The organism is Winogradskyella eximia (assembly GCF_003386165.1).
GTDB lineage: Bacteria > Bacteroidota > Bacteroidia > Flavobacteriales > Flavobacteriaceae > Winogradskyella > Winogradskyella eximia.
The window spans coordinates 1,285,124-1,311,859 of the sequence record NZ_QRDV01000001.1 but is presented as its reverse complement, the minus strand read 5'-3'; the positions used below and the strand labels follow the sequence as shown (position 1 = coordinate 1,311,859).

The 26,736-nt window shown below is 33.1% G+C and carries 19 protein-coding genes; 9 read left to right on the top strand and 10 right to left on the bottom strand.

The genetic code is table 11. The features are described 5' to 3' along the window. Positions 1-44: 44 nt before the first annotated feature. From DFQ10_RS05485 to DFQ10_RS05470, 4 genes are all read right to left on the bottom strand, one after another. Positions 45-764, bottom strand: coding sequence for a hypothetical protein (locus DFQ10_RS05485; RefSeq protein WP_115816345.1), 720 nt, complete (start codon positions 762-764; stop codon positions 45-47). 30 nt (positions 765-794) lie between these two features. Continuing rightward, positions 795-1,553, bottom strand: coding sequence for a peroxide stress protein YaaA (gene yaaA / locus DFQ10_RS05480; protein ID WP_115816344.1), 759 nt, complete (start codon positions 1,551-1,553; stop codon positions 795-797). A gap of 352 nt (positions 1,554-1,905) precedes the next feature. Further along, positions 1,906-2,943 (bottom strand): RluA family pseudouridine synthase, encoded by a 1,038-nt coding sequence (locus tag DFQ10_RS05475; protein ID WP_115816343.1) that lies wholly within the window; start codon positions 2,941-2,943, stop codon positions 1,906-1,908. A 12-nt stretch (positions 2,944-2,955) separates the two neighbouring features. Then, entirely contained in the window at positions 2,956-3,501 is a 546-nt protein-coding gene (locus DFQ10_RS05470; RefSeq protein ID WP_115816342.1) for a PASTA domain-containing protein, read from the bottom strand. A gap of 137 nt (positions 3,502-3,638) precedes the next feature. On the opposite strand from DFQ10_RS05470, the gene DFQ10_RS05465 reads away from it, so the two are divergent. Further along, positions 3,639-4,616: a D-alanine--D-alanine ligase gene (locus tag DFQ10_RS05465; RefSeq protein WP_115816341.1), complete on the top strand. Its 978-nt coding sequence runs from the start codon at positions 3,639-3,641 to the stop codon at positions 4,614-4,616. Positions 4,617-4,675: 59 nt separating this feature from the next. Next, positions 4,676-5,134 (top strand): pantetheine-phosphate adenylyltransferase, encoded by a 459-nt coding sequence (gene coaD / locus DFQ10_RS05460; RefSeq protein ID WP_115816340.1) that lies wholly within the window; start codon positions 4,676-4,678, stop codon positions 5,132-5,134. A gap of 108 nt (positions 5,135-5,242) precedes the next feature. Here coaD and DFQ10_RS05455 read toward each other — a convergent pair whose 3' ends face one another. From DFQ10_RS05455 to alaS, 4 genes are all read right to left on the bottom strand, one after another. Then, positions 5,243-5,977, bottom strand: a complete 735-nt coding sequence (locus tag DFQ10_RS05455; protein ID WP_147299176.1) for a hypothetical protein — start codon at positions 5,975-5,977, stop codon at positions 5,243-5,245. A gap of 146 nt (positions 5,978-6,123) precedes the next feature. Next, a complete protein-coding gene (locus DFQ10_RS05450) occupies positions 6,124-7,551 on the bottom strand; it encodes a tetratricopeptide repeat-containing sensor histidine kinase (protein WP_115816338.1) in 1,428 nt (475 codons plus the stop codon). A 366-nt stretch (positions 7,552-7,917) separates the two neighbouring features. Continuing rightward, positions 7,918-8,868 (bottom strand): GSCFA domain-containing protein, encoded by a 951-nt coding sequence (locus tag DFQ10_RS05445; RefSeq protein ID WP_115816337.1) that lies wholly within the window; start codon positions 8,866-8,868, stop codon positions 7,918-7,920. 38 nt (positions 8,869-8,906) lie between these two features. Then, entirely contained in the window at positions 8,907-11,519 is a 2,613-nt protein-coding gene (gene alaS / locus DFQ10_RS05440) for an alanine--tRNA ligase (protein ID WP_115816336.1), read from the bottom strand. Positions 11,520-11,651: 132 nt separating this feature from the next. Between alaS and DFQ10_RS05435 the strand changes: the two genes are divergently transcribed. From DFQ10_RS05435 to DFQ10_RS05415, 5 genes are read left to right on the top strand one after another with little or no spacing between them, the layout of a single operon-like run. Beyond that, a complete protein-coding gene (locus DFQ10_RS05435; RefSeq protein WP_115816335.1) occupies positions 11,652-12,623 on the top strand; it encodes a M23 family metallopeptidase in 972 nt (323 codons plus the stop codon). A 1-nt stretch (position 12,624) separates the two neighbouring features. Further along, on the top strand, positions 12,625-12,954 hold the full coding sequence (locus DFQ10_RS05430; protein WP_115816334.1) for a MerR family transcriptional regulator: 330 nt from the start codon (positions 12,625-12,627) through the stop codon (positions 12,952-12,954). A 13-nt stretch (positions 12,955-12,967) separates the two neighbouring features. Further along, positions 12,968-13,567: a LemA family protein gene (locus DFQ10_RS05425; protein WP_115816333.1), complete on the top strand. Its 600-nt coding sequence runs from the start codon at positions 12,968-12,970 to the stop codon at positions 13,565-13,567. A 9-nt stretch (positions 13,568-13,576) separates the two neighbouring features. After that, the gene (locus DFQ10_RS05420; RefSeq protein ID WP_115816332.1) at positions 13,577-14,014 is read left to right on the top strand and encodes a TPM domain-containing protein; all 438 of its coding nucleotides are present in this window, start codon (positions 13,577-13,579) and stop codon (positions 14,012-14,014) included. Continuing rightward, a complete protein-coding gene (locus DFQ10_RS05415; RefSeq protein WP_115816331.1) occupies positions 14,014-14,838 on the top strand; it encodes a TPM domain-containing protein in 825 nt (274 codons plus the stop codon). The genes DFQ10_RS05420 and DFQ10_RS05415 overlap by 1 nt, the downstream gene beginning before the upstream one ends. A 15-nt stretch (positions 14,839-14,853) precedes the next feature. On the opposite strand, the gene DFQ10_RS05410 is transcribed toward DFQ10_RS05415, so the two are convergent. Together DFQ10_RS05410 and der are read right to left on the bottom strand one after the other, a co-directional pair. After that, positions 14,854-17,634 (bottom strand): outer membrane beta-barrel protein, encoded by a 2,781-nt coding sequence (locus DFQ10_RS05410; RefSeq protein ID WP_115816330.1) that lies wholly within the window; start codon positions 17,632-17,634, stop codon positions 14,854-14,856. A gap of 287 nt (positions 17,635-17,921) precedes the next feature. Then, positions 17,922-19,226 (bottom strand): ribosome biogenesis GTPase Der, encoded by a 1,305-nt coding sequence (gene der / locus DFQ10_RS05405; protein WP_115816329.1) that lies wholly within the window; start codon positions 19,224-19,226, stop codon positions 17,922-17,924. A 366-nt stretch (positions 19,227-19,592) separates the two neighbouring features. On the opposite strand from der, the gene DFQ10_RS05400 reads away from it, so the two are divergent. Both DFQ10_RS05400 and DFQ10_RS18545 read left to right on the top strand, forming a co-directional pair. Then, positions 19,593-21,698, top strand: a complete 2,106-nt coding sequence (locus DFQ10_RS05400) for a muramidase family protein (RefSeq protein WP_115816328.1) — start codon at positions 19,593-19,595, stop codon at positions 21,696-21,698. 189 nt (positions 21,699-21,887) lie between these two features. Continuing rightward, positions 21,888-26,736 (top strand): beta strand repeat-containing protein (locus tag DFQ10_RS18545; RefSeq protein ID WP_181897580.1); only part of this gene is annotated, 4,849 nt, incomplete at its 3' end.

The window sequence follows — 26,736 nt, the reverse complement described above, 5'->3', positions numbered from 1 at the left end:
TAGTGGATATAATAAATCGTTGGTTTAGATTTTGAAGTGAAATCTTATAATGCAGACAACATACGTTCAACCTCAACAATGGTTGCACCATAAAGTTTTCTGTTTGGTTTTGTTAAACGTTTAGATTCTGTTGCGATTTCTTCTAATAGCTCCTTCCCGTCTGAAGTTCTATTGTTTTCTATATAAAATTTGGCGAGTGCCAAACGTTCTGCATAGTTTGAATACGGTCTATCTATTTGTTTTAATTGCACTTCAGCTTCACCAGTTTTGCCCAATGCATTTAAGGCCAAGCCATAACAAAATTGTTGTTTTGAACCTTTAAATTCTGATTTATCCTTGATGTACTCTGCTTGTTCAATTACACCTGTATAATCTTTAAGCTGAAAATAACACAACACCAAATTCTGCCTTGCATGCAAATCATCTTGAATGGTATCTTCTAATGTTTTCTTATACTGTACAATAGCATTAGTAATATCATTGTTTTTAAAATATGCATCTGCTAACTCAATTCGATTAGTATAGGTATCGACAAGATTAACCTTCTTTTCTAAATCTTTTATTTTTTTAGTTGGATTAAGAACGGTTGTTATTTCTTCTTGAATTTTTTCAGCATCACTTTGGTTAAATATCTGAGTCACGATATAAATCAAAGATCCAATAGCAGGAACAAAAAAGATAAGAAAATACCAATAATATGGTTTGTTGTTTTTATAGGCGTGATATAAACAATACACCTGAACAACAATAAGTAAGTAATACATAAATCCAATTTAAGGCTTTAAAGATCTATTTTATCTTGTAAACACCAATTCATTCTCTGAAGATAATTCTTCACTAAAACCATAATTTTCGTAATTAAAACCTTTAATATCATCAATGGTTTTTGCATCGGTATCAATAATATATCTGGTCATTAATCCTCTAGCTAATTTTGCAAAGATGGCTATGATTTTATATTTATCGTTTTTATACTCTTTAAATGCTATATTTATTACTGGCACTTTTAAAGCCTTTGTATCTATGGCTTTAAAATATTCTTGACTTGCTAAATTGAGAAAAATCTCATCGTCTTCTAACTCTTCATTTAAAGCTTTAGTAACTTTCTTCTGCCAAAATTCATAAAGGTTTTTGTTTTTACCAACTGGCATTTTAGTTCCCATTTCTAATCGGTAAGGTTGTATTAAATCTAAAGGTTTTAATACACCATATAATCCTGATAGAATCCGAACGGTATCTTGAACTTTATCTAGCTTTTTAGTATCTATGGTATAAGCATCTAACCCTCTGTAGACGTCACCACTAAAAGCATACATAGCTTGCCTTGCATTCTCTGATGTAAATGGCAATTCCCATTCTTGATTACGCTCATAATTCAATTGTCCCAAATTATCTGATATGTGCATGAGTGTAGATAAACTCTTTGCAGACTTCTTTTTTAGTAATTTATTTAAACGCTCTGCTTCACCTAAAAAAACACCCTCTGTAGTTTTAGTTGTTGGCAGTTTAGTTTCGTAATCTAAAGATTTTGCTGGTGATAGTACTAGTTTCATAACACATGTCCACAATTGTGTGGTCTCTCATTAAAGGTTAAACAATTTTTCTTTCTCAATGTAAAAATACGTTGTAAATGAAAGAGTTTCAAATCTTAGTGAGAACTAATCTTGATAGTGTTATAATGAATAACTATTAAGAGGCAGAAACATTTTGTATACCAAAAAGTAAAAATGCAATTACACTTACCTTATTAAGTTGTTGTAATTGCATTAGCTTTATAATCACTAACCATTGGAAAGTGCGTTAAGGATGGAAATGGCATCCTTTTTTTGAGGTACGAAAAAAAAGATATAATGGACAGCCTGACTCTACGTAGCTATTGCGAAGTAGAGAAACGCCCAAAAATCATTATTCATTTGTATGTTTAGCGTAGTGCCTCCACTTTTCAATACACTGCGTCATATCTTCTGGAACTTCAGATTGAAACTGCATAAATTCACCTGTTGTTGGATGCACAAAACCTAAAGTTTTGGCGTGTAAGGCTTGTCTTGGCAAAATTTTAAAGCAGTTATCTACAAACTGTTTGTATTTTGTAAATGTAGTCCCTTTTAAGATGCGCTCACCACCATAACGTTCGTCATTAAATAAGGTATGGCCAATATGTTTCATGTGCACACGGATTTGGTGCGTACGACCAGTTTCGAGTATACAACTCACTAACGTTACATAACCTAAACGTTCTATTACTTTATAATGTGTCACAGCTGGCTTACCTTGCTCTTCTTCATCGTCTAAGAAAACGGTGTTTTGCAATCTGTTTTTAGGGTGACGACCAATATTACCTTCTATTGTACCTTCTTCCTCTTCTATATTTCCCCAAACTAAGGCGACATATTCGCGTTCGCTCGTTTTTTTAGCAAACTGATTAGAAAGATGCGCCATGGCTTGTTCCGTTTTAGCAACAACCAACAATCCACTGGTATCTTTATCTATTCTATGAACTAAACCAGGTCTTTCACTTGAGTTGTTTGGTAGGTTTTCAAAATGAAAAATTAATGCATTAATTAAGGTGCCAGAATAGTTTCCGTGTCCTGGATGCACTACCATACCTGCAGGTTTATTAACAACGAGCAAGTCATCATCTTCGTAAACTACATCTATTGGAATATCTTCTGCAATTAATAAATTTTCGTGTGGAGGATGCTCAAACCTAACGGTAATATAATCATTAGGTTTTACCTTGTAATTTGACTTTACAGGCACATCATTAACAAAAATACTACCGTCTTTTGCTGCAGCTTGAATTTTATTACGCGTGGCGTTTTCAATAAAATTCATTAAGTATTTATCTATTCGAAGTGGTTGTTGACCACTAACAACTCTAAAAGCGTGATGCTCGTACAATTCGTTATCGTCACTTTCTGAAATATCAGGAATATTTGGCATTATCATTTTTTTTTAGTCAACCTTACCTATTACCAAGTCGATCTTTGATGTTAAAGGCAATAATGTACCTGGTTTTAGCGGCTTTCCATTGTGTGACATAGACAACACGCCTTCTCCAATAGATTTTTTGTAACTAATTTCACCTATTTGAAATTCTAAGGCTTCTAATTGTGGTTTGGCTTGTCTAAAAGTACGTTTTAAGATGTTTGGCACCTCTACTTTTCTGTAACCTGAAGGATTTAAAATTAAGTAAATTTTTCTGTTTTCCTTAACCTGCGATCCTGCTATTGGATTTTGTTCTATAACGGAATACTTTGGGTAATTTGGATTATAATTTGCTGAATCTTGAATTTCCATAGCCAAATCATGATCTTTTAATTCTATCCCAACCGTTTCTATAGATTTACCTTTTAAATCTGGTACGATTACAAATTCTCCATGATTGGTTGTTACATCTAACCATTTTAATACTAAAAAACATAGTACTACAATGGCAACAACGGCAATTGCCAATTGTTTAAAAAACACTTTACTAGTAAGAAACTTAATTAAACTCATAAGCTATATAATTGTTGACAAAACTAAGAAATTCTGACGTTATATTAACGACACATGTATAAAATACGTTAGAACAAGTGATTTAGTTTATAAAAAATAAATTATACATTTACCGTAAGACTTTTTTAAACCTAATAATGAAAAAAAATATCGCAATTATAATGGGAGGTTATTCTAGTGAATATAAGATCTCCCTTAAGAGTGGCAACGTGGTTTACAACACGTTAGACAAAAATAAATACAACGCTTACCGTGTTCATATTTTCAAAAACAAATGGGTTTTTGTGAATGATTTGGATGAAGAATTTCCAATAGATAAAAATGATTTTTCGGTTTTAGTAAACGAAACAAAAATTAATTTTGATTGCGTTTTTAATGCCATTCATGGTTCTCCTGGTGAAGATGGCTACATGCAAGCGTATTTTAACTTGTTAAATATGCCACAAACTAGCTGCTCAATGTACCAAGCTGCCCTTACATTTAATAAGCGCGATTTATTGGCTACACTAAAGCCTTACGGAATTAAAACGGCCGAAAGCTATCCTTTAAATCTTGGTGATACTATTGATGAAGATGCTATTATTGCAAAAGTAGGCTTACCATGTTTTGTAAAAGCCAATAAAGCTGGAAGTAGTTTTGGAATTTCTAAAGTCTATAAAAAAGAAGATTTAAAAACAGCCATCGAAAAATCATTTAAGGAAGATAATGAAATCATTATAGAGCAATTTTTAGATGGTGTAGAAGTTTCTGTTGGTGTCATTACATACAATAAAGAAACACTCGTTTTGCCAATTACTGAAATCGTTTCGGAAAACGACTTCTTTGATTATGAAGCTAAATATGAAGGAAAATCTCAAGAAATTACTCCTGCTCGTATTTCTGAAGCTTACGCGAATAAAGTGAGAATTGAAGCAAAAAAAATATATGAAATCCTTAAAATGAAAGGCTTTTCTAGAAGTGAATTTATCTCTAAAAATGATGAACCTTATTTGCTGGAAGTAAATACTGTTCCTGGTTTAACTGAAGAGAGTATATTACCTCAACAAGCTACTGAAGCCGGAATTAGTCTAGTGGATTTGTTTGGGAATGCTATTGAAGAGGCTTTGAACAATTAATAGTTATATTTGAAGTTAATAAAATTTCTATTTTATTTGACAATAACAAAACATAGGCAATGAAAAGAGCATTATTCCCTGGATCATTTGATCCCATTACAAACGGACACTTCGATATTATAAAACGTGGTATTAAGCTATTTGACGAAGTCGTTGTAGCTATTGGTATCAATGCTGATAAAAAATATATGTTCTCTTTAGAAGAACGAAAAGCTTTTATTGAAAAGTCTTTTGAAAACGAACCTAAAGTAAAAGTTGTCACCTATACAGGATTAACTATTGATTTCTGTGATAAAATTGATGCAGAATTTATACTAAGAGGTTTAAGAAATCCTGCTGATTTTGAATTTGAAAAAGCCATAGCACATACTAATAGGAGACTCTCTAAAATTGAAACCGTATTTTTGTTAACTGCGGCTAAAACTTCTTTTATTTCATCTTCTATTGTAAGAGATGTTATTAGAAACAATGGAGATTACACGGTTTTGGTGCCTGAAAGCGTGAGGGTAAACCAATAACTGATTGCATATATTTTTATAGCTTTTCTCAACATATTTAAAGTATAAAAAAAACTCAAACCGTTAAGGCTTGAGTTTTTTATTACTATTTAAAATTGAATATAATATTTACTCGTAAATATATTGTAAAATATAATCCTCTTCTCCTCCAGTGTCAAGCGTTATTGTTTCTACACCACTAGTAGGATAGTTTGCAGAATTGTAAGTATATGTAAATGAACTCTCATCAGCAAAAGCTGTATTACCTGTATTAACTTCATCTAACACATTATTCTCATACGCATAATTCCCAATTAATTCAAAAACCTCTCTTTGGTGAATGTTTTTTAATGGATTATTCTTGGTGTCATAAGTAAATGTATAATCCTGTCCTCCATCAACATCTTCTTCCTCAATACGGTTTCCATTTGAAGCATAAGTTAAAATATAGGTATTTACTCCATCTTCTGATAAAGTAATAGTACCATCTGCATTATAAGTAAATGTATTAACGTCAACCGAACTTGAACCAAATGTAAATGTTTCGGTTATTAATCGATTGCTACTGTCATATCCTAACTCCGTCTGAAAGTCTAAAACACCATCTTCATATTCCTTAATTGTAGTTAATAATTCACCTGTATAAATATACTCTTCAGAGTAACCATCATTATCAGAAGTACCAATTAATTTATTTCCAGAATAAGTAAAATTAGTTATATAATCTTCACCTTCATAAGTTTCAATTAAAGTTTGCAATAAAACAGTATCTGGGTCTCCACCATCATCGTCTGATGAATCATCGCTTGAACAAGAATTAAGCATTAAGCCGAAGGCGCAAAAAATAAAAATCAGTTTTTTCATGTTTAGTTATTTAATTAAGACTGCTAAAATAAAGTTATTTAGTAGTTAACTAGAGTAAATCCTCAATTAATAAATAAAACATAGTCAGTATAGTAACTAGATATTAAAATTTATTGCTCTAGTTTTTACATGCAATTATAAGTGGATTACAAAAATAGCGTAACCGATGTACCGTTATTTATCATAGTTTCTACCCCTAAATTCCCACCTAAATCATGAGCACGTTTTTTCATGTTTCTAATGCCATTTCCTAAACTTATAATTTCGTCATCAAAGCCTTTTCCATTGTCTTTAATCGAAATTCTAATGTGATTATTAACCTCATATATTTCGACATTAATCGTTGATGCTTTAGCATATTTTAAAGTATTATGGATGGCTTCTTGAGTAACTCTGTAGATATTCACACCTTCAACTGCGGTAAAAGAAGTAGACTTATCAACGTTGTCATCAACTTTAAATTGAAAATTTATATCCTGAGTGACATGATTTGCTGTTTCTATAAAATTGGCAATTCGGATTTCTAAATCTTCAAATGTAATTTCTCTTTTATTCATTGCCCAAATAGTATCTCTAAGCTCGTAAATAGTGCTCGAAGTAAAATCACTAATCGTATTAAATCTGCTAGTTATTTTTTCGTCTTTAATTTTTAAAGCATTCTTCAAATTATCTATTGACGAAATGATAAACGTTAAATGAACCCCAATATTATCGTATAAATCTCTACTAAATGCCAAGCGTTGTTCTTGTAATTTATTCTGTGTCTCGATTGTAATTAATGTACTATTAGAATTTTTTTCATTCTTTTGAGTATAAAAAAGATACCCTAAAAAACACAAAGTGAATACCAAACCTGCAAAACCATAAACTTTATAGTTTTTTTTAGTTATTAATAATTGTTGTTCGGCTAATTCTGCGCGTTCAATTAAAATTTGTTTTTGTTTTTCTTCAGTTTTGTATTTAATTTCTAAATCCGCAATTGCTAAGACCTTTTGCTCCGAAAACACGGAATCTTTTAGTGAAATGTATTTCTGTTTATATTCTCTAGCTTTATTGTAGTTGTTTATTATATAATAACTTTCTGCTCCAATTAAATATAAATCTGCCGCCATAAGTTTGCTTTCAGGATATTTTTCAATCAGCTTAAATCCCTTATTGGCATAAATAAGCGCATCAACAGGCTCATTAAGTTGATTATATAATGAAGCTATTTGGTTATAAACTGAAATTAATTCCTTTTCGTTTACACTAAATAATTCCGCTTTTTTAATAATTTTAAGATACGTTTTAAGGGCTAGGTTTGTATTGCCCTTAGTGTTGTAGGCACTTCCAAGTTTTTCTAAAAGTTTAACATATTCTAATTGCCTACCTTTTGTTATCGCTACGTCAATTTCTGTTTTATAAGTAGCAATGGCTTCATCTAACCTACCTAATTCATTCAAATTAACATCAATAGTCTTTATAACCGAATGGTTTTCCGTTTGTTTTGTAACATCAATTGAACGCTCCAAATTCAGGGCAAAATTGAGCATAGACATGCTGCAACAAATAAATGTGACTAATGACTTTTTCATTGAGATAAAAAAAACACACTAGAAATGTTCTGCCTTTTCAAAACAGAAGATTATCTAAAGTATTTTATAAAATTTAATTAATAGCTGGTTTAATATATCACTAATTATTAATCACTTACACATTTTTTCGATGTGTGAATTAATTTTGAGTTAAAACAATGCCTAATTGTAGCTATTATACTTCAATAACATCAAAATCAATTAAATAAAGCTATAAACCAGTATCTTTAATTGACAAAATAAATTGGGAATAAAGAACAAAAAAAAGATAAAAAATATAATATTTACCGCATTAAACATGCTAGCAATCAATCATTTGATCGCGTAAAAAACCTATTTGTAAAATTGTAATTTACTTGAGCTCTATTAAAAATTAAGAAAAGGATATTTATCTTGTAAATCTTTAATATCTACCTGAAGCTTTAATAGAAAATTTTGATGTGCTTCAGAATTTGGATTAAAAGGACGATGTGCTTTTTTAGCTTGAATAGCAGCAACAGTTTCTGATATTTTGAATGCATCTTCAGTTAACCAAACCAATTTAAATTTTTCCCAAATATAATTTATCGCCACCTCATTAGGGTGAAGCATATCTGCATTATAAAAACGATAATCCCGTAATTCATCCATCATAATTTCATATGAAGGAAAATAATAACGTTGCGCTCTAGGCTCTACAACCTGATGGATTGCTGCTAATAAATGAGATTTACTTTGTGTGTTTTCAACAAAACCATCCTTAATATGCCTAACGGGAGACACTGTAAAAAGAAAGGTAATATTAGGATTAACACTTTTTACCAAGCTAATAATAGCCTCTAGAGATTCCGTTATTTGGGCTACGGAAAGTAATTCTTTTAAAAACTGTTTTTGGGGAATTTTATGGCAATTGGCTACGATTTCATCTGAAGCAATATGCCTATACACCCAACTTGTCCCTAACGTAATTATGATATGACTAGCGTTAAGCAAATCATTGTGCATCTCTTCTATTTGAGTATTTAAAACATCTAACAGTACTTCCTTTGAAGCATTGTTTAATTTTGAATGTGCATCTAAACAACACCACTGCTCATTATGAAAATGTAAGTCTTTCTCAGAGTAATAATCCTTATTAATTACTCTTGTTATGAGGTTTTCAATCGCTAAAGGATGAAATAAAATACCAAAAGGATTAATTGAAGTTTGAAACTTATAATACTTAAATTTCTCACCTATATGCTCTGAAAAGCATGATCCAAACAGCATAATCTTAGAGTTGTAACCTAATTGATTATGCTGTTGTTTTTTTAGTGGTATTATAGTTTGTAAATTCATTTACTAACGATTCTGAATCAAGTTCAGAATATAAATTCTTATAAATAACCTTTAGCAGCTTCCAAAGCAGCTTCAATGCCTGCAGGATTTTTACCACCAGCAGTTGCAAAGAAGGGTTGTCCTCCACCTCCACCTTGGATGTGTTTTCCTAATTCTCTAACAATAGCACCAGCATTTAAACCTTTACTCGCTACTAACTCTTTAGATATATAACAAGATAGAATGGCCTTCCCATCATTCTCTGCTCCAAATAATAAAACTAAATTATCAAACTGACTTCCTAAATCAAAGCATACATCTTTAATTCCTGACGCGTCTAAATCTAGTTTTTTAGCTAAAAAGTGAACACCATTAATTTCGGTTAATTCGTTTTTAAGTTCACCTATGATATTTTTAGCTTTATCTTTTAAAAGGCCTTCAATTTGCTTTTTTAAATCGTTGTTTTCATCTTGAAGATTCTCTAATGCTTTTACTGGTTCTTTTGCATTATTTAAAAGTCCTTTCATTTCAAGGTAAGCAGCGTTATTTTCAGAGAAATAATCTTTAACAGCTTTATTGGTAATTCCTTCAATTCGTCTTATTCCTGCTGCAACAGCACCTTCAGATACAATTTTAAAATGCCATATATCTGATGTGTTTTTCACATGAATTCCACCACATAGTTCAATAGAATTACCAAAACGAATCGTCCTAACTGTATCACCATATTTCTCTCCAAATAATGCCATAGCACCTTCTTCAATAGCTTTTTCCATCGGAATATTTCTTTCTTCTTCTAATGGTAATTTGCCTTCAATTCTTGCATTTACAAAATCTTCAATCTCTTGTAATTGCTCTGGTGTTACTTTTGAAAAATGCGAAAAATCAAATCTTAAAGATTTTGGTTTTACCAGCGACCCTTTTTGCTCAACATGCTCTCCTAATATTGTTCTTAAAGCTTGGTGTAATAAATGTGTTGCTGTATGATTACTAGACGATAATGCTCTATGCTCATTATTCACAACAGCTTTAAAGCTCTCATTAATGTGCTCTGGCAATTCTTTAGTAAAATGAATGATAACGTTATTTTCTTTCTTTGTATCTAATATATAAACAACATCACCACTAATATCTTCTAAAAACCCTTTGTCTCCAATTTGTCCTCCGCCTTCAGCATAAAATGGTGTTAAGTTGAAAACCAACTGATACATTTCTCCATCTTTTTTAGAAGTCACTTTTCTATATCTTGTTATTCTAACATTCGCTTCTAACGTATCGTAACCAATAAACTCTTCTACATCATCTTCAATTAAAATCGTCCAATCTTCAGTTGATGTTTCACTTGCTGAACGCGACCTTTTTTTCTGCTTTTCTAATTCTTCTTTAAAACCTTTTTCATCAAGCTTTAAATTCTTTTCAGATAAAATTAATGCCGTTAAATCAATAGGAAATCCATAAGTATCATACAACTCAAAGGCTTTTTCACCAGACACAGTATCGCCTTTTGTTTCCTCAACAATACGATTTAATAATACTAAACCTTGATCTAAAGTTCTTAAAAAAGACGCTTCTTCTTCTTTAATTACATTTTCAATTAATTGTTTCTGTGCTTTCAATTCTGGGAATGCATCACCCATTTTTTTACTCAATACATCAACTAAACGATATATTAAAGGTTCTTTTTTATCTAAAAAAGTAAACCCATATCTCACTGCTCTTCGTAAAATTCTTCGAATAACATAACCAGCACCTGTATTACTTGGTAACTGACCATCTGCTATTGAAAAAGCAACAGCTCTTACGTGATCTGAAATTACACGAATTGCAACATCAACCTCCTCATTATTACCATATTTTTTATCCGTAATAGTTTCTATTTCACGTATAATTGGTGTAAAAACATCAGTATCATAATTAGATTGCACGCCTTGTAAAACCATACATAAACGCTCAAATCCCATACCTGTATCAATATGCTTGTTTGGCAAAGCTTCTAAAGACCCATTTGCTCTTCGGTTATATTCCATAAAAACCAAATTCCAAACTTCAACTACATGCGGATGATCCATATTAATCAACGTCTTTCCATCTACCTTAGCTCTTTCTTCTTTAGACCTAATATCTACATGGATTTCACTACAAGGTCCACAAGGTCCTTGATCACCCATTTCCCAGAAATTATCTTTCTTATTACCTTTTAAAATTCGGTCTTCAGAGATGTACTGCTTCCAAATATCATAAGCCTCTGTATCCATTTTAAGCTTATCAGCATCATCACTACCTTCAAAAACAGTAACATATAAAATATCTTTATCAATGCCATAAACCTCTGTTAAAAGTTCCCAGGCCCAAGCAATCGCTTCTTTTTTAAAGTAATCACCAAAACTCCAGTTTCCTAACATTTCAAACAAGGTATGATGATAAGTATCATACCCAACTTCCTCTAAATCATTATGTTTCCCAGAAACACGTAAACATTTTTGAGAATCTGAAATTCTATTTTTCTTTGGTTCTGCATTACCTAAAAAGTACTCTTTAAAAGGTGCCATTCCAGAATTAACAAACATTAATGTTGGATCATCTTTTAATACCATTGGCGCAGAAGGAACAATAAGGTGTTGTTTTCCTTCAAAGAAATTTAAAAATTTAGAACGGATTTCTTGAGACTTCATATATTGAAATTAGAGCTTGTTTGTAATAAATTAGCGCAAATGCAAAACATTTTTTTATCTTTGGTCGTTACGCTTTGAATAAGGTGCTTGCTTTGTGCACTTATTCGCTGCAAAAATAGTATAAATTCAAACATGGCTAAAGTAAAATATTATTATGATTCTGAAACGCTTTCTTACCGTAAGATAAAGCGTAAAAAAACCACCACATTAAAATACGCTTCGGTGTTTTTAACTGCTGCTGCGCTTTTTGGATTCCTATCTTTTTTTATTGCAAGTCAATATATTGAATCTCCAAAAGAGCGACAATTAGCAAGAGAATTGCAGAATATGGAATTGCAATACGAGTTGCTAAACAAAAGAACAGATGATGCCTTTGCTGCTTTAGAAAATGTAGAGGAACGTGATAATGCTATTTACAGACTTTATTTTGAAGCCAACCCGATACCTACAGAACAACGCAGAGCTGGATTTGGCGGCATTAATCGTTATAAAAAATACGAAGGGTATAACAATTCGCAATTAATTGCAGAAAGCAATAAGCGAATGGATATTTTAGAAAAAGCAATCGTAGTACAATCTAAATCCTTAGACGAGATTGCTAAACTTGCCGAAGACAAAGAAAAATTTTTAGAAGCAATACCTGCTATTCAGCCTATAAGTAATGAAAACATGACACGTATGGCTTCTGGATACGGTTACAGAACAGATCCATTTACAAAGGTGAGAAAATTTCATTTTGGTATGGACTTTACAGCACCACGAGGCACACCAATTTATGCATCTGGTGATGGAGTTATAAAAAGAGCAGATAATGCATCTACAGGTTACGGTAATCATATAAGGATAGACCATGGTTATGGTTACGTTTCATTATATGCGCACATGTACAAGTATAATGTTAAAGTAAATCAACGTGTAAAACGTGGTGATTTAATAGGTTTTGTTGGTAGCACAGGTCGTTCTGAAGCACCACATTTACATTATGAAATCTTTAAAGATGGTGAGCGTATTAATCCTATTAACTTTTATTACGGTAATTTATCTGCGGAAGAATATGATATTTTGCTGAAAAAAGCGTCATTAGAAAACCAATCTCTCGATTAAGATGCACATAGACTTACCAGAAAAACGTTATTACGGTATTGGCGAAGTTGCCAAAGCTTTCAAGGTAAATTCATCCTTGATTAGATTTTGGGAAAAAGAATTCGATGTTTTAAAACCGAAGAAAAACGCAAAAGGCAACCGAAAATTTACGCCTGAAGACATTAAAAATCTTAAATTTATATATCACTTAGTAAAAGAAAGAGGTTTTACACTTGAAGGTGCAAAAACACATCTTAAAGAAGAAAAAAAGCAGGCTTTAAATAAATTTGAAATAATTGATAAGCTTGAAAGTATAAAAGCACAACTCACAAAAATTAAAACACAACTTTAAAAAATAAACTATCATGAAAAAATGGCTAATTCCTGTAATCGTAATTGCAATTATTGCATTTGGTATCTATAATTGGGCTGTAGGATTTAACAATACTGCTGTAGAATATGAAGCTAATGCTAAAACAGCTTGGTCTAATGTTGAAAGTTCTTATCAAAGACGAAATGACCTTATTGGTAACTTAGTTAAAACCGTACAAGGTGCTGCTGATTTTGAAAAATCAACTTTAACTGCGGTAATTGAAGCTAGAGCAAAAGCAACATCTACTACTATTGATGCTAGCAATTTAAATGCTGAAAACATGGCGCAATTCCAACAAGCACAAAGTGGATTGAGTGGAGCTCTATCTAAACTCTTAGTATCCGTTGAACGTTATCCTGAATTAAAAGCAAATCAGAATTTCTTAGAATTACAAAGCCAATTAGAAGGCACAGAAAACAGAATAAATATCGCTAGAGATCGTTATAACGAAAAAGTGAATATTTATGACATACATACTTCAAAGTTTCCAGGATCAGTTTTAGCTGGTTGGTTTGGGTTTGAAGAGATGCCAAGATATAAAGCAGATGCTGGTAGTGAAAATGCACCAGATGTTAATTTCGATTTTAAATAAAATCTAATTATGCCAAAAATTGAAGATTTCCTAACATCGAAAGAAGAAGAGGAAATTGTTGAAGCTATAAGAATTGCTGAATGTGATACTTCTGGTGAAATTCGTGTGCATATAGAACAGAAATGTGATACTGATGTTTACGAACATGCACTAGAGGTTTTTCATGTTTTAAAAATGGACAATACTATACAGCGAAATGGAGTACTTATCTATGTTGCTGTAGACAATAAAACTTTTGTAATCTTTGGTGACCAAGGCATCAATAATATTGTTGGTGCTGATTTTTGGAATTCTACTCGCGATAAAATTGCGACACAATTTAAAACAGGCAACTTCAAACAAGGCATTGTAGACGGAATAACTGAGGCTGGCAAAGTTTTATCTAAGCACTTCCCATGGCATCATCATGATAAAGACGAATTAGATAATGCAATTTCTAAAGGTTAATGCAACATACAAAACACATAGCGTTTAAGGTTTTATTAGTACTGTTTTTAGCAAGTCCTTTTATTGGATTGGCACAATATGATATTCCTGATAAACCAGAATTTCAAACTAGCGTTTATGATGATGAGATAAAGTTATTATCTGCATCAGAAAAAAGCAACTTAGAACGTAAACTTATTCGTTATTCTGATTCTACATCAACGCAAATTGTTGTTGCAATAATTAGCTCAACCAAAGGCGAATACATTAACTATTTAGGAGCACAATGGGGCGAAAAATGGGGAATAGGACAAGCAGACAAAGACAACGGCATTTTTATACTACTAGCCAGAGACGATAGAAAAATAAATATCAGTACAGGAAAAGGTGTTGAACATTTACTCACAGATGCCATGAGTAAACGTATAATTAATACAGACGTTATTCCATATTTTAAACGAAATGATTATTACGGAGGATTAAATCGTGCTACAGATGCCATTTTTGAGGTTATGAATGGTGAATACCAAGGCTCAAGACAATCCGAAGGTGGAGAATTCCCAGTTGAAGTTATTATTTTTTTAGTCATCATATTTATAATTTTCGTTATAGCGATTTCTAAAAGTCATGGTGGTGGAAACGGTGGAAATAGAGGAAACCGATCTGACAGCAGAAGTCTTCTCGAAGCCATTATTTTAAGTAATATGGGACGCGGAAGCTATTCTAGAGGCTCATCTACTGGAGGCTTTGGAGGTGGTGGCTTTGGTGGCAGCTCTGGAGGCGGTTTTGGCGGAGGCTTTGGCGGAGGAAGTTTTGGAGGCGGTGGAGCTTCTGGTGGCTGGTAATTTTAACAGCTTTGATTAATCAAAAAAGTAAACATCATCACCTCCCGATTCACCTTTACTTCCTAAACTATTAAACTTATAACTTAGACTTACCATAAAATACTGTCTTAAAACGGTACTTTGTTTATCTTCTATATAATCTTGAGTTGCTATGCGCCTTGCATTAGTGTTTTGGTTTAGTAAATCATATACTTTTAATGTAATAATAGCTTTGTCATTAAACACACTATAGGCTAAAGTAGAATTCCAAAACCAAGCACTTTTCTGAAATCCATCTGCTACATTTGGATTATAATTAAAGTTAATGTCATTTCTCCACTCAAGGTTTTTAGGCAAAAAAGTCGCCGTTCTTACACCTGCATTATGGCTTGTGAATTCACGATCTTCAAAAGCCGCAATATCATAAGCATTGTTAGTAAAGCTCAACTGGTAATATGGTTTAAACTCCAATACTTTATCCCAAATAAAATCTAAACCTATTCTTGGTGATATTCTATTTATCTTACTCGCATATTTTACATCATTATTAAAATTAATTCGTTCTGAAGTATTATAACTTGCCCTAACCTTTAGTTTAATAGTTCGTAATGTATCAACTTTAAAGTCTTTGTTATAGTTAACCCAACTACCAATATTGTAATTCCCATCAACATTTACATATGTTGTTGTTCGCTTAAGAGTTTCTAGATCTACAAAAGTTTTAGACACCACTTGATTATCTGAAATACTAGCATTAACACCTACATAAAAACCTGTACGCTTTTGCCAATCAAAACCGTTATATCCTGCATAAAAACTATGATTGTTTGAAGGTTCTAAATTAGGGTTACCTATTATAGTTTGTAACGGATTTGATACGTCTTCAAACGCTTGAAGTTGTCTTAACGCTGGCGGCTGATTTTCTAGCCAATAATTAACATAAATAGATGCTTTTGGACTAAAAGTATAACTGATATAAGAGTTAGCTTCAATATTCTTAAAATCACGTTCTACATTAAATTGTGGCCTTAACAAATCTTCATTTTTAAGTGTACGTATATTGTAACCAATATCAAAACTTGTAGAGAATTTTTCACCTCTGTATGACAATCCAAACCCTGGAATGCTTCTATAATCTGTATATTGAAAATCGGTACTTAGATCGGTATTGAAATCCGTAAAATCCTGTGTGCTATTATTATAATCGAACGTACTTTCTCTATTATTGTCCTTATCTCTAGCGTACTTATATTTAAAATTTAAAAAGAACTTTTTTGTAATTAGTGGTAATCTATAAGACAATGCTGTTGAAACACCATAACTATTATTTTCACCTTCTGCAAATTGATTACGATCTATAGTTTCAGGGTTGGTACCATAGACTTCTGTAGCTGAATCTAGAAAATCATCACTTTCTTGCTGATTGACCGTAGTTTCTAGTTCCGCCTTAATAAAAGCTCCTCGATTCCCAAAACGTTTTGTAATAGAAATTTCATTAGAAAACCTCCTTGCAAAACTTTCTACATCTGAGTTCACTTCAGATTGGTTAGTTAATAGTAAATTTTCATCTAATGTTTCTTCATTGCTATTGTACCTGGTTCTCGATTTTGAATACCCAAAAGATGGTTCTATGCTAATTTGAAAGGTAGAATCTGTTTTAATTTCAAACTCTAAATTAAATGAATGATTATCTGTATCGTTATCTGATTTAGAATTTGAATTGGTAAAAAATCTTGAATCAGACAAAATCGTTTCACGTTGAGATGATGATTTATTTTCAGAATTACTAGATGAGAAAAAATAATCTGCTGATAGATCAGTTTTTTCACCAATTACATCTGCATAATTAAGTCCTGCATTTTGAGATGTTGTAATACCCTCTCCTCCTCCAAAAGAACGACCTCCAATAGAAAAAGATCCATTACTATTAAATGAAACTCCACCTCCATTTCCAAACATTTTTGAAATCTCTCCAAAACTAAAACCTGGAGTATTAGTATTGTTGGCGCCTGCAAGGACACTTACACGCCTATCATTATCAAAAACATTAACCATACCAGCAAGTTCGTAACGTTTATCTGTTCCACCACCAGCAGAAACACGACCAAACACTCCTTTATTATTTTCTTCCTTAATAGTAAGGTTGATTGTTTTGTTTTCCTTATCGCCTTCTTCTCCTGTAAACTCTTCAGATTTTGTTTTTGTATCTACAATCTGAATTTTTTCAATTATATCCTTGGTTAAATTCTTTGTTGTAATGGTAGGATCGTCTCCAAAAAATGGCTTGCCATTTACTAAAATTTTATTAACGCTTTTACCATTGACCGTAATTTTCCCTTCCTCATCAACTTCTACTCCTGGTAGTTGCTTTAGTAAATCTTCAACATTAGCATCTTTTTTAGTTTTGAAGGATTTTACATTAAATTCTAAGGTGTCTTTTTTAATCGTTATTGGCGCAGTAGACTTCACTAAAACTTCACCAAGCTGGTTATCTAATTCTAAAGAAATAGCCTTTAGATCTATATTCTCTTTATCTATATTTATTTTCTTAAAATAAGTCGCATACCCAATATAAGACACGTAAAAATTTAAGCTTTTATCGTAAGTGGAGCTTTCAATTTTAAAATTTCCATTTTTATCGGAAATCGTGTAAGTAACTACAGAACTATCTTTTACGCGCTCCAAGTAAATCGTTGCAGACTCTAGTGGTTTTTTAGTGTCTTCAGCTATAAGTGTTCCTTTAATTTCGAATTTTTTTTCTTGGGAAAATGAATTAATTGCAAATAAGAATGCAAAAACTAAGACTAGTTTGTTCATGTTTAATTAGTTGATTGATTGATGATTAATTCTTAAACGCACTAAAATAAGAAATCGTATGAAATTTCTTCACATTTATTCTAATTTATTAATTTTTAAAGATATATATGATAACAGCTAAACTACTCAACATGCTTACATTAGACAACTTGAACAATAAAGACGAATGCACTTAAAAAAATAGAAATCTATTTTTTTAAAACAAAAAAAAAAAAAAAACGATCTAAAACACAATAGCATATGGCATTTGCGCTTTAGATCGTTATATAATTTTAGAATATAATATATTATTTTTTCCTCAAATAAACACTTATCGGAACACCATTGAAATCAAACATGTCACGTAATTTGTTTTCTAAGAATCGTTTATATGGATCCTTCACATATTGTGGTAAGTTACAGAAAAAAGCAAATTGTGGTTGCGGAGTTGGCAACTGCATAATATACTTGATTTTCACAAATTTACCTTTATAAGCTGGAGGTGGTTGATTCTCTATAATTGGCAACAAAGTTTCATTAAGCACACTTGTTTTTATACGCTTAGATCTATTGTTGTAAACCTCAACAGCCGTTTCAATAGCTTTAAAAATACGTTGCTTATTTAATACAGAAATAAATACAATAGGTACATCTGTAAACGGAGCAATCTGTTCCCTAATATGCTTCTCAAATTCCTTAGCCGTTTTTGTATCTTTCTCTACTAAATCCCATTTATTAACTAAGATTACAATACCTTTTCTGTTACGCTCAGCTAGCCAAAAAATATTTTGAACCTGACCGTCAAAACCACGAGTAGCATCTAAAACAACTAAACAAACATCACAATGCTCAATAGCTCTAACACTTCGCATTACAGAATAAAACTCTAAATCCTCTTTAACCTTAGATTTACGACGAATACCAGCCGTATCTACTAAATTGAATTCAAACCCAAAACGGTTATATTTTGTATCTATAGAATCGCGTGTTGTACCAGCAACGTCAGTAACAATGTAGCGCTCCTCACCAATTAAAGCATTGATAAATGAAGATTTCCCTGCATTTGGTCTCCCAACCACAGCAAAACGAGGTAACTCATCTTCTTCAATTTCCTCTTTTTCTGGTAAAGCCTCAACAACGGCATCTAATAAATCACCTGTACCACTTCCGTTTATACTTGCAATAGCAAAATACTCACCTAATCCAAGGGCGTAAAACTCAACGGCATCTTCTAAACGTTTATTATTATCAACTTTATTAACGACTAAAAAAACGGGTTTTTTAACTTTTCGTAATAGCTGAGCGACGTCTTCATCCATACCTGTAACTCCAGACTCTACATCAACCATAAAAATAATAGCATCAGCTTCATCAATTGCTAGCTCAACTTGTTTATCAATTTCAGCCTCAAAAACATCATCACTACCAACAACATATCCTCCAGTATCAATTAAAGAAAACTCTTTACCATTCCAATCCGTTTTTCCATAATGACGATCTCTTGTTACACCACTAACAGCATCAACAATAGCTTCTCTTCTTTTAATAAGACGATTAAAAAATGTCGATTTCCCAACATTTGGACGACCCACTACAGCGACTATATTACCCATTTATTTATATTTAAGGCTACAAAGATACTACTTCCTTCCTAGTTATAGCGCACTATTAATCACTTTTCATTTAATACTTTAAAAACTATTCAAATTAAAAAGTAAAAGCATAAATAACACAGCTAATATTGTTAACATCCTGTTGATAACAAGTATTTATTTAAAAAATGAGACGTATATTTTTAGTAATTTTAAGGCGTGTATAAAATGAAGCTTTCATACACATCCTTAAAAAGGCTTAACAAACATAATCTTTCGAGAAACCGCCCCTTTTCTTGCGGGAAATTGTGTGTTAAAACAAGACGTAAGGTTTTATTGATGGCTAACATTAAACACTAAAAGATTATAATTAAATATTCAAAAAGAATGGGGAGATACTTTACGCTTATCTTAGTTTTATTTTTAAGCTTAGAATTTGCAATAGCTCAAGAAAATTACGTTGAACACTCCATTCAAAAAGGTGAAAGTGTTTATATGATTTCGAGAAAATACGGAGTTACTGTAAATGCGATTTTCTCACTTAACCCAGGATCCGAAGAAGTTATATATGCTGGTAGAACCTTAAAAATACCAAATTCTAGCGATACAAATACACAAGCAAGCAATACCGTAATTAGTGATAGCCAAATTAGTAATTATGAAGTAAAAAGAGGTGAAACAAAATCTGGTCTATCAAGACGCTTTGGTGTTAGCATTGCAATGTTAGAGCAACAAAATCCTCATATTGTTAGAATGCTTCAGGCAGGACACATTATAAATATCGATAAAACTATTAAAGAAAATGAACGAAAAGCAGCTGCTGGCGAGCATATTGTAGTAAAAGGAGAGACACTTTGGGGAATTGCTAGAAGTAATGGCATTAGTCTTGCTCAATTAGAAGCGGCAAACGCTGGTAGATTATCTGAGTTTTTACAAATCGGACAAACTTTAGTTATTCCAGACAAAAATACTGAGATTACAACGGAAGGAGAATATATAGTAAAGCGTGGTGACACAAAATTTGAATTGGCTAGACGTTTTAATATGACTATTGCCGAGCTCGAAAACAAAAACCCTCATATTGTAGATATGTTAATGGCTGGTCATAGACTTAACGTAGACAATTCTAGCACTAACTCTCAAGATGAAACTCTTAGTTCTACTAACACCACTGAGAATTCTGTAACAGAAATAAGTGCAGCATCCTCTAACGGAGATTATAGAGATTACGTTATTCAACCAAAAGAAACACTGTATAGCTTGTCTAAAAAAGCTAGGATGACTATTAGTGAATTAACAACATTAAATCCAAAACTACTAACTTCTGTTAATACCGGAGACGTAATTAAAATGCCAACAAACGTTGTTTCAACAACTACAGATACTGTAGCCGAAGTAAATTACGAGGAAACAGGTATTAATAAAAACCAAGCATTATATGATAATTTGGTTACAGAAACAGCCAATGGTATTTATTTTTATACTCCTTTTTCTAGCGAAGAATTAAGTTCACCTGAGCAAAGAGATAAAATGATCAATGCAAATGCCGATCTTCAAAAATATATCGATTTTTTCCAAGGTGCTCAAATTGCAATCGACTCAGCTAAAACATTAAATCTTAATTTCGACGTTACATTAATTAAAAAGAATATTGGCAAACCTCAACTAAATATTGAAAGTCCTCATCAAAAAAATGCAATTCTTGTTCCTTTTTTAGATAATGCTTCTCATTACCCAGCCATTACGTCTAATGAAAATCTTTCAATTATTGATATAGAATCTAATATCATCCCTAAAGATAGTAGTAAAGTATATCAATCAATTCCATCAGATAATTTTCAAAAAACTAAAACATTAAATTATTTAGCAACACAAAACGCACAAGTTATAGTTGTTAGCGATCTGGAAGAAACTAGAAATAAAAATCTAATTTCAAATATCATTCCTAATGCTAAATTCTTAAAAGTTGATAAAGCAGGTTTCTTTGAAGCAAATGCACTAGAAAATACGTTAAGAAAAGACAAACTAAACTATTTGGTTCTAGACAGTGAAAAAACCATTGTTTTTCTAAACTCAACAACAGCATTAATGAGTCAATTATCGGACTTCAACATTCAGCTTGTAATGCTTAAATCATCATTACTACCTAAACAATCTGAGGTTTCAGATATGAGATATCGTGTTTTGCGCTTAATTTTCCCTTCAATTACAGATCCTAGAAATAAAAAAGGCGTAAACGACTTTGAGCGTCATTACGAAGATATATTTGAATCTAAACCTTCAAGATATTCTGAATTAGGATTTGATGTCACCTTAGACATATTATTAAGACTTTCCCAAAATTCATCTTTTGAAAATACTATAAATACTGTTATTTCTGAACATCCACATTTAAAATTCGAATATCAAAAATCGAATGATTCTATCTATTCTAACAATGGAATCCGAATAATGCAATACCATTCAAATGAAGGATTAATGGAACTAGACTAACACGCTAGAATGTTAAAATAAAAAAAACTATAAAACTGACATATTTTAATTTTGCTAAGTAAAGGCTAATTACATATATTTGTTTCCCCTTTATCTTACAATTTTGCAAGTGAACGATTTTATTTTGAACTTGCTGTTCTTAATCCATGGCATCAATTTCAACAAAAGTAATTATTTTAAATTTTCTTAATGAAAGCCAAACAGCGACGTTTTAAATGTTATCCTATATCTATAACATTTTTTCTTTTAACAATTACCACCGCATTTACGTCTATTAATGCACAATGCCCAACAGTAACTAACAGTGCACAAACGCTATGCGATTTGCAATCCGTTTTGGTTGGTGATCTTGAAGCTACGGATAATGGAGGAGGAATAGTATGGTATGCCACAGCAGACTCTACAACACCTTTATCTAATTCTGAAGGCTTAATAAGTGGTGAAGATTATTATGCGGATGACAATACTGGATCTTGTGGATCTAGAGCTCGTGTAGACTTTACACTTATTGGACCTCCTGCAGGTAATAACTTTCAAGGAGTTTGTTTAGATGACATATCTCAAGCTACTGTAAGTAGCTTAGTTGCTACAGGAAATGATGTACAATGGTATTCATCTCCTACAGGTGGCACACCTTTAAATGGCACTGATATATTAGTAAATAGTACCTTATACTATGCAGATCAAGCAAGTCCGGATGGAAGCTGTAGAACATCTAGACTACCTGTTTTAGTTATTGTTGGCTCGACTTCTATTCCAACAGGAGATATGGTTCAAAATTTTTGTAGTACATCTGGATCAACACCAACTGTCGGTGATTTAGTAGCAAGTGGCAACAATAATTGGTATATTTCATTATTCTCAGCATTACCTTTACCTGCGAGTACTCCTTTAATAAGTGGGCAAACGTATTATGCAACAACTTTAGACCCTCCTTGTGAAAGTACTGGAAGATTAGCCGTACTTGCAATTTTAGATTCAGTTCCAGACGCAGGTGAAAATGGCATACTCGATATTTGCGATAATAATTTAAGTTCTACTTTCGACCTATTCTTATCACTTGAAGGTTCTCCTGAGAGTGGAGGTTCATGGTCACCAACACTAAATAGTGGTACAGGAATTTTTGATCCAAATACAGATCCTATAGGTGAGTATACATATACCGTTACTTCAAATAACACATGTCCTGATGCATCTGCATCAGTTACAATATCAATAATTCCTGCTCCAAATGCAGGTACAAGTAGCAGCATAGATATGTGTAGCATAGACGCTGCTATCAATTTATTTGATAATTTAGGTGGAAATCCAGAAGTAGGAGGAATTTGGTCTCCTGCATTAAATAGTGGAACTGGTCTTTTTGATCCGTCTATTGATTCTGATGGTATTTACACGTATACCGTAAGTGGAACAGACCCATGTGCTGATGCCACTGCAACTATAACTGTATCTGTAACCGAATATAAAGATGCAGGTGAAAATGGCTCTATAGATATTTGTGACAATATTGGTATTATTGATTTATTTGACAGTCTTGGAGGCACACCAGATATTGGTGGAGTTTGGTCTCCAGCATTAAATAGTGGAACTGGAGTTTTTGATCCTATAATTGATTCCGCAGGTACATATACCTATGCCTTTACAGGAAATGATCCTTGTCCTAATGAATCTGCAGCAGTCTCTGTAAACGTAGTTCCATTACCAATTGCTGGTACTGATGCTACACTTACACTCTGTAGTAATGACTTAGCAACTGTAGATTTATTTAATAGTCTTGGAGGCACACCTCAATCAGGCGGATCTTGGTCTCCTTCACTAACTAGTAACACTGGTATCTTTGATCCATCTACTGATACCGCAGGAATATATACTTATACCGTATCTGGAAATCCTCCATGTACAGATATATCAGCTGAAGTAAATGTTATAATAATTCAAGAACCAGACGCAGGAATAGATGCTACTGTAAATATCTGTAGTAACGATGGAATAATAGACTTATTTGATAGTCTTGGAGGAACACCTGAAGTTGGTGGTACTTGGTCACCAGCACTTACAAGTGGAACAGGAATTTTTGATCCTTTAGTGGATCCTATTGATGATTATAATTATACAGTGATAGGAACCAGTCCTTGCGCTGACGCCATAGCAACAGTAACTATTTCAATTACACCATTTCAAAATGCAGGTACAGATGGTGCAATAACTGTTTGTTCTAATGATGGCTCAATTGATCTTTTTGATAGTCTTGGCGGTACACCAGAAGTTGGTGGTACATGGTCTCCAGCATTAACCAGTGGAACAGGAATTTTTAATCCTGCTATCGATTTAGCAGACACTTACACGTATACAACTTCTGGAACAGGACCTTGTTCTGACGACGAAGCTATTGTTGAAGTTTCAGTAATTCCAGCACCTGATGCTGGTTTAGACGCTACAATAAATATTTGTAATAATATAGGACCTATTAATTTATTCGATAACCTAGGTGGAACCCCTGAAACTGGAGGAACATGGTTTCCTGCGCTTGCTAGTGGCACAAATATTTTTGACCCATTAGTTGATGCCGTTGGTGACTACACATATACAGTAACAGGAACGAGTCCTTGTGCCGATGCTACAGCAACAATCTTAATAACGGTAGTGCCATTCCAAAATGCTGGTACAGATGGTTCTGTTACTGCTTGTACTAATGATGGAACTATTGACCTTTTTAACAGTTTAGGTGGCTCACCACAATCTGGAGGTATTTGGACACCTACACTTAATAGTACAACAGGCGTTTTTGATCCTTTAATAGATGCAGCAGGAACTTATACTTATACAACCTCTGGTTCAGCACCTTGTTCTGAAGATGAAGCTACAGTAGAAGTCTCTATTGAAATATCGCCTGATGCAGGTTTAGATGGCACACTAAATTTATGTAGTCTAGCCAATTCGGTAGATTTATTTAATAGTCTTGGCGGTACGCCACAAACAGGAGGTACATGGTCACCAGCATTAGCAAGTGGAACTGGAGTTTTTGATCCTAATATAGATCCCGAAGGAGATTACATTTACACTATAAATTCGGCAATATGTAATAATAGTACTGCAACCATTACAGTTTCTGTAACAGATGCTAACGATGCTGGAAATAACGGAAATGCAGAACTTTGTTTTAATGATACACCTATAAATTTATTTAACAGTTTAGGTGGAACTCCTGATATTGGCGGAACTTGGACGCCCATGCTAAATAGTGGCACTGGAATGTTTGACCCAACTGTTGATTCTGCAGGAACCTATCTGTACACTGTTTCTAACAGTACAAATTTATGTCCTGATGATACTGCAACTGTTTTGGTTACAGTTTTACAAGAGCCAGACGCAGGAAGCAATGGAACTCTTAATTTATGCGATGCAACCATAACTGTAGATTTAATCAATGGGCTTGGAGGAACCCCTGAAACGGGAGGTACATGGACTCCAACTCTGACAAGTGGTACTGGAATCTTCGACCCGAATACAGATCCTGAAGGAATGTATACTTATACATTGACGAATTCTTGTGGTACTAATTCGGCAACTGTTACCGTTTCTTTATCTGATGTAAATGATGCTGGTGATAATGGAACAGTTGAACTCTGTAGCACAGATGCCTCTGTAGATTTATTCAACAGTTTAGGTGGAACACCAGATATCGGTGGCACATGGACACCGACACTTACAAGTGGAACAGGTGTATTTAATCCATCTATTGATACTACTGGTATATATACATATACGGTTTCAAGTGGCACAACCGCATGTCCTAATGATTCTGCTACAGTTACAGTAACTGTTTTACAAGGACCTGATGCTGGTAACAACGGAACACTAAACCTATGTGATACAACTAACACAATAGACCTAATAACGGGTCTTGCTGGAACACCAGAAACAGGAGGAACTTGGTCTCCTGCTTTAAATAGCGGAACTGGAATATTCGATCCTAATACGGATCCTGAAGGAATATATACGTATACATTAACGAATTCTTGTGGTACCAATTCTGCAACTGTTACCGTTTCTTTATCTGATGTGAATGATGCTGGTGATAATGGAGCAATAGAACTTTGTAGCACAGATGCTTCTGTAGATTTATTTAATAGTTTAGGTGGAACACCAGATATTGGTGGCTCATGGACGCCAACGCTTACAAGTGGAACAGGTGTCTTTAATCCATCTACTGATACTGCTGGTATATATACTTATACGGTTTCAAGTGGCACAACAGCTTGTCCTGATGATTCTGCGACAATTACAGTTACTGTTTTGCAAGGACCTGACGCTGGTAGTAACGGAACTCTAAACCTATGTGATACAACAAATACAATAGACCTAATAACTGGTCTTGCCGGAACACCAGAAATTGGAGGAACTTGGTCTCCTGCTTTAATTAGCGGTACTGGAATATTCGACCCTAACTCTGATCCTGAAGGCACATACACTTATACTTTAAGTAATGCTTGTGGCACTAACTCTGCAACTGTTGCCGTTTCTTTATCTAATGTGAATGACGCTGGTGATAATGGAACAGTAGAATTTTGTAATACGGATGCACCTGTAGATTTATTTAACAGCTTAGGTGGAACACCAGATATTGGTGGCACATGGACGCCAACGCTTACAAGTGGAACTGGTATATTTGATCCAACTACTGATACTGATGGTGTATATACTTATACGGTTTCTAGTGGTACATCGGCATGTCCTGATGATTCCGCAACAGTTACCGTTTCTGTTTTACAAGGACCTGATGCAGGTAGCAACGGAACACTAAATTTATGTGATTCTACAAACACGGTTAACTTATTTGACACTCTAACCGGAACACCAGAAACAGGAGGTGTTTGGTCACCGGCACTTAATAGTGGTACAAACATTTATGATCCTAGTACTGATACTGCTGACGCTTATACTTATACTGTAAGTAATTCATGTGGTAGTAGCTCTGCCACTATCACTATTTCAACTAACAATAGCGATGCAGGAGATAATGGTAATCTTGAACTTT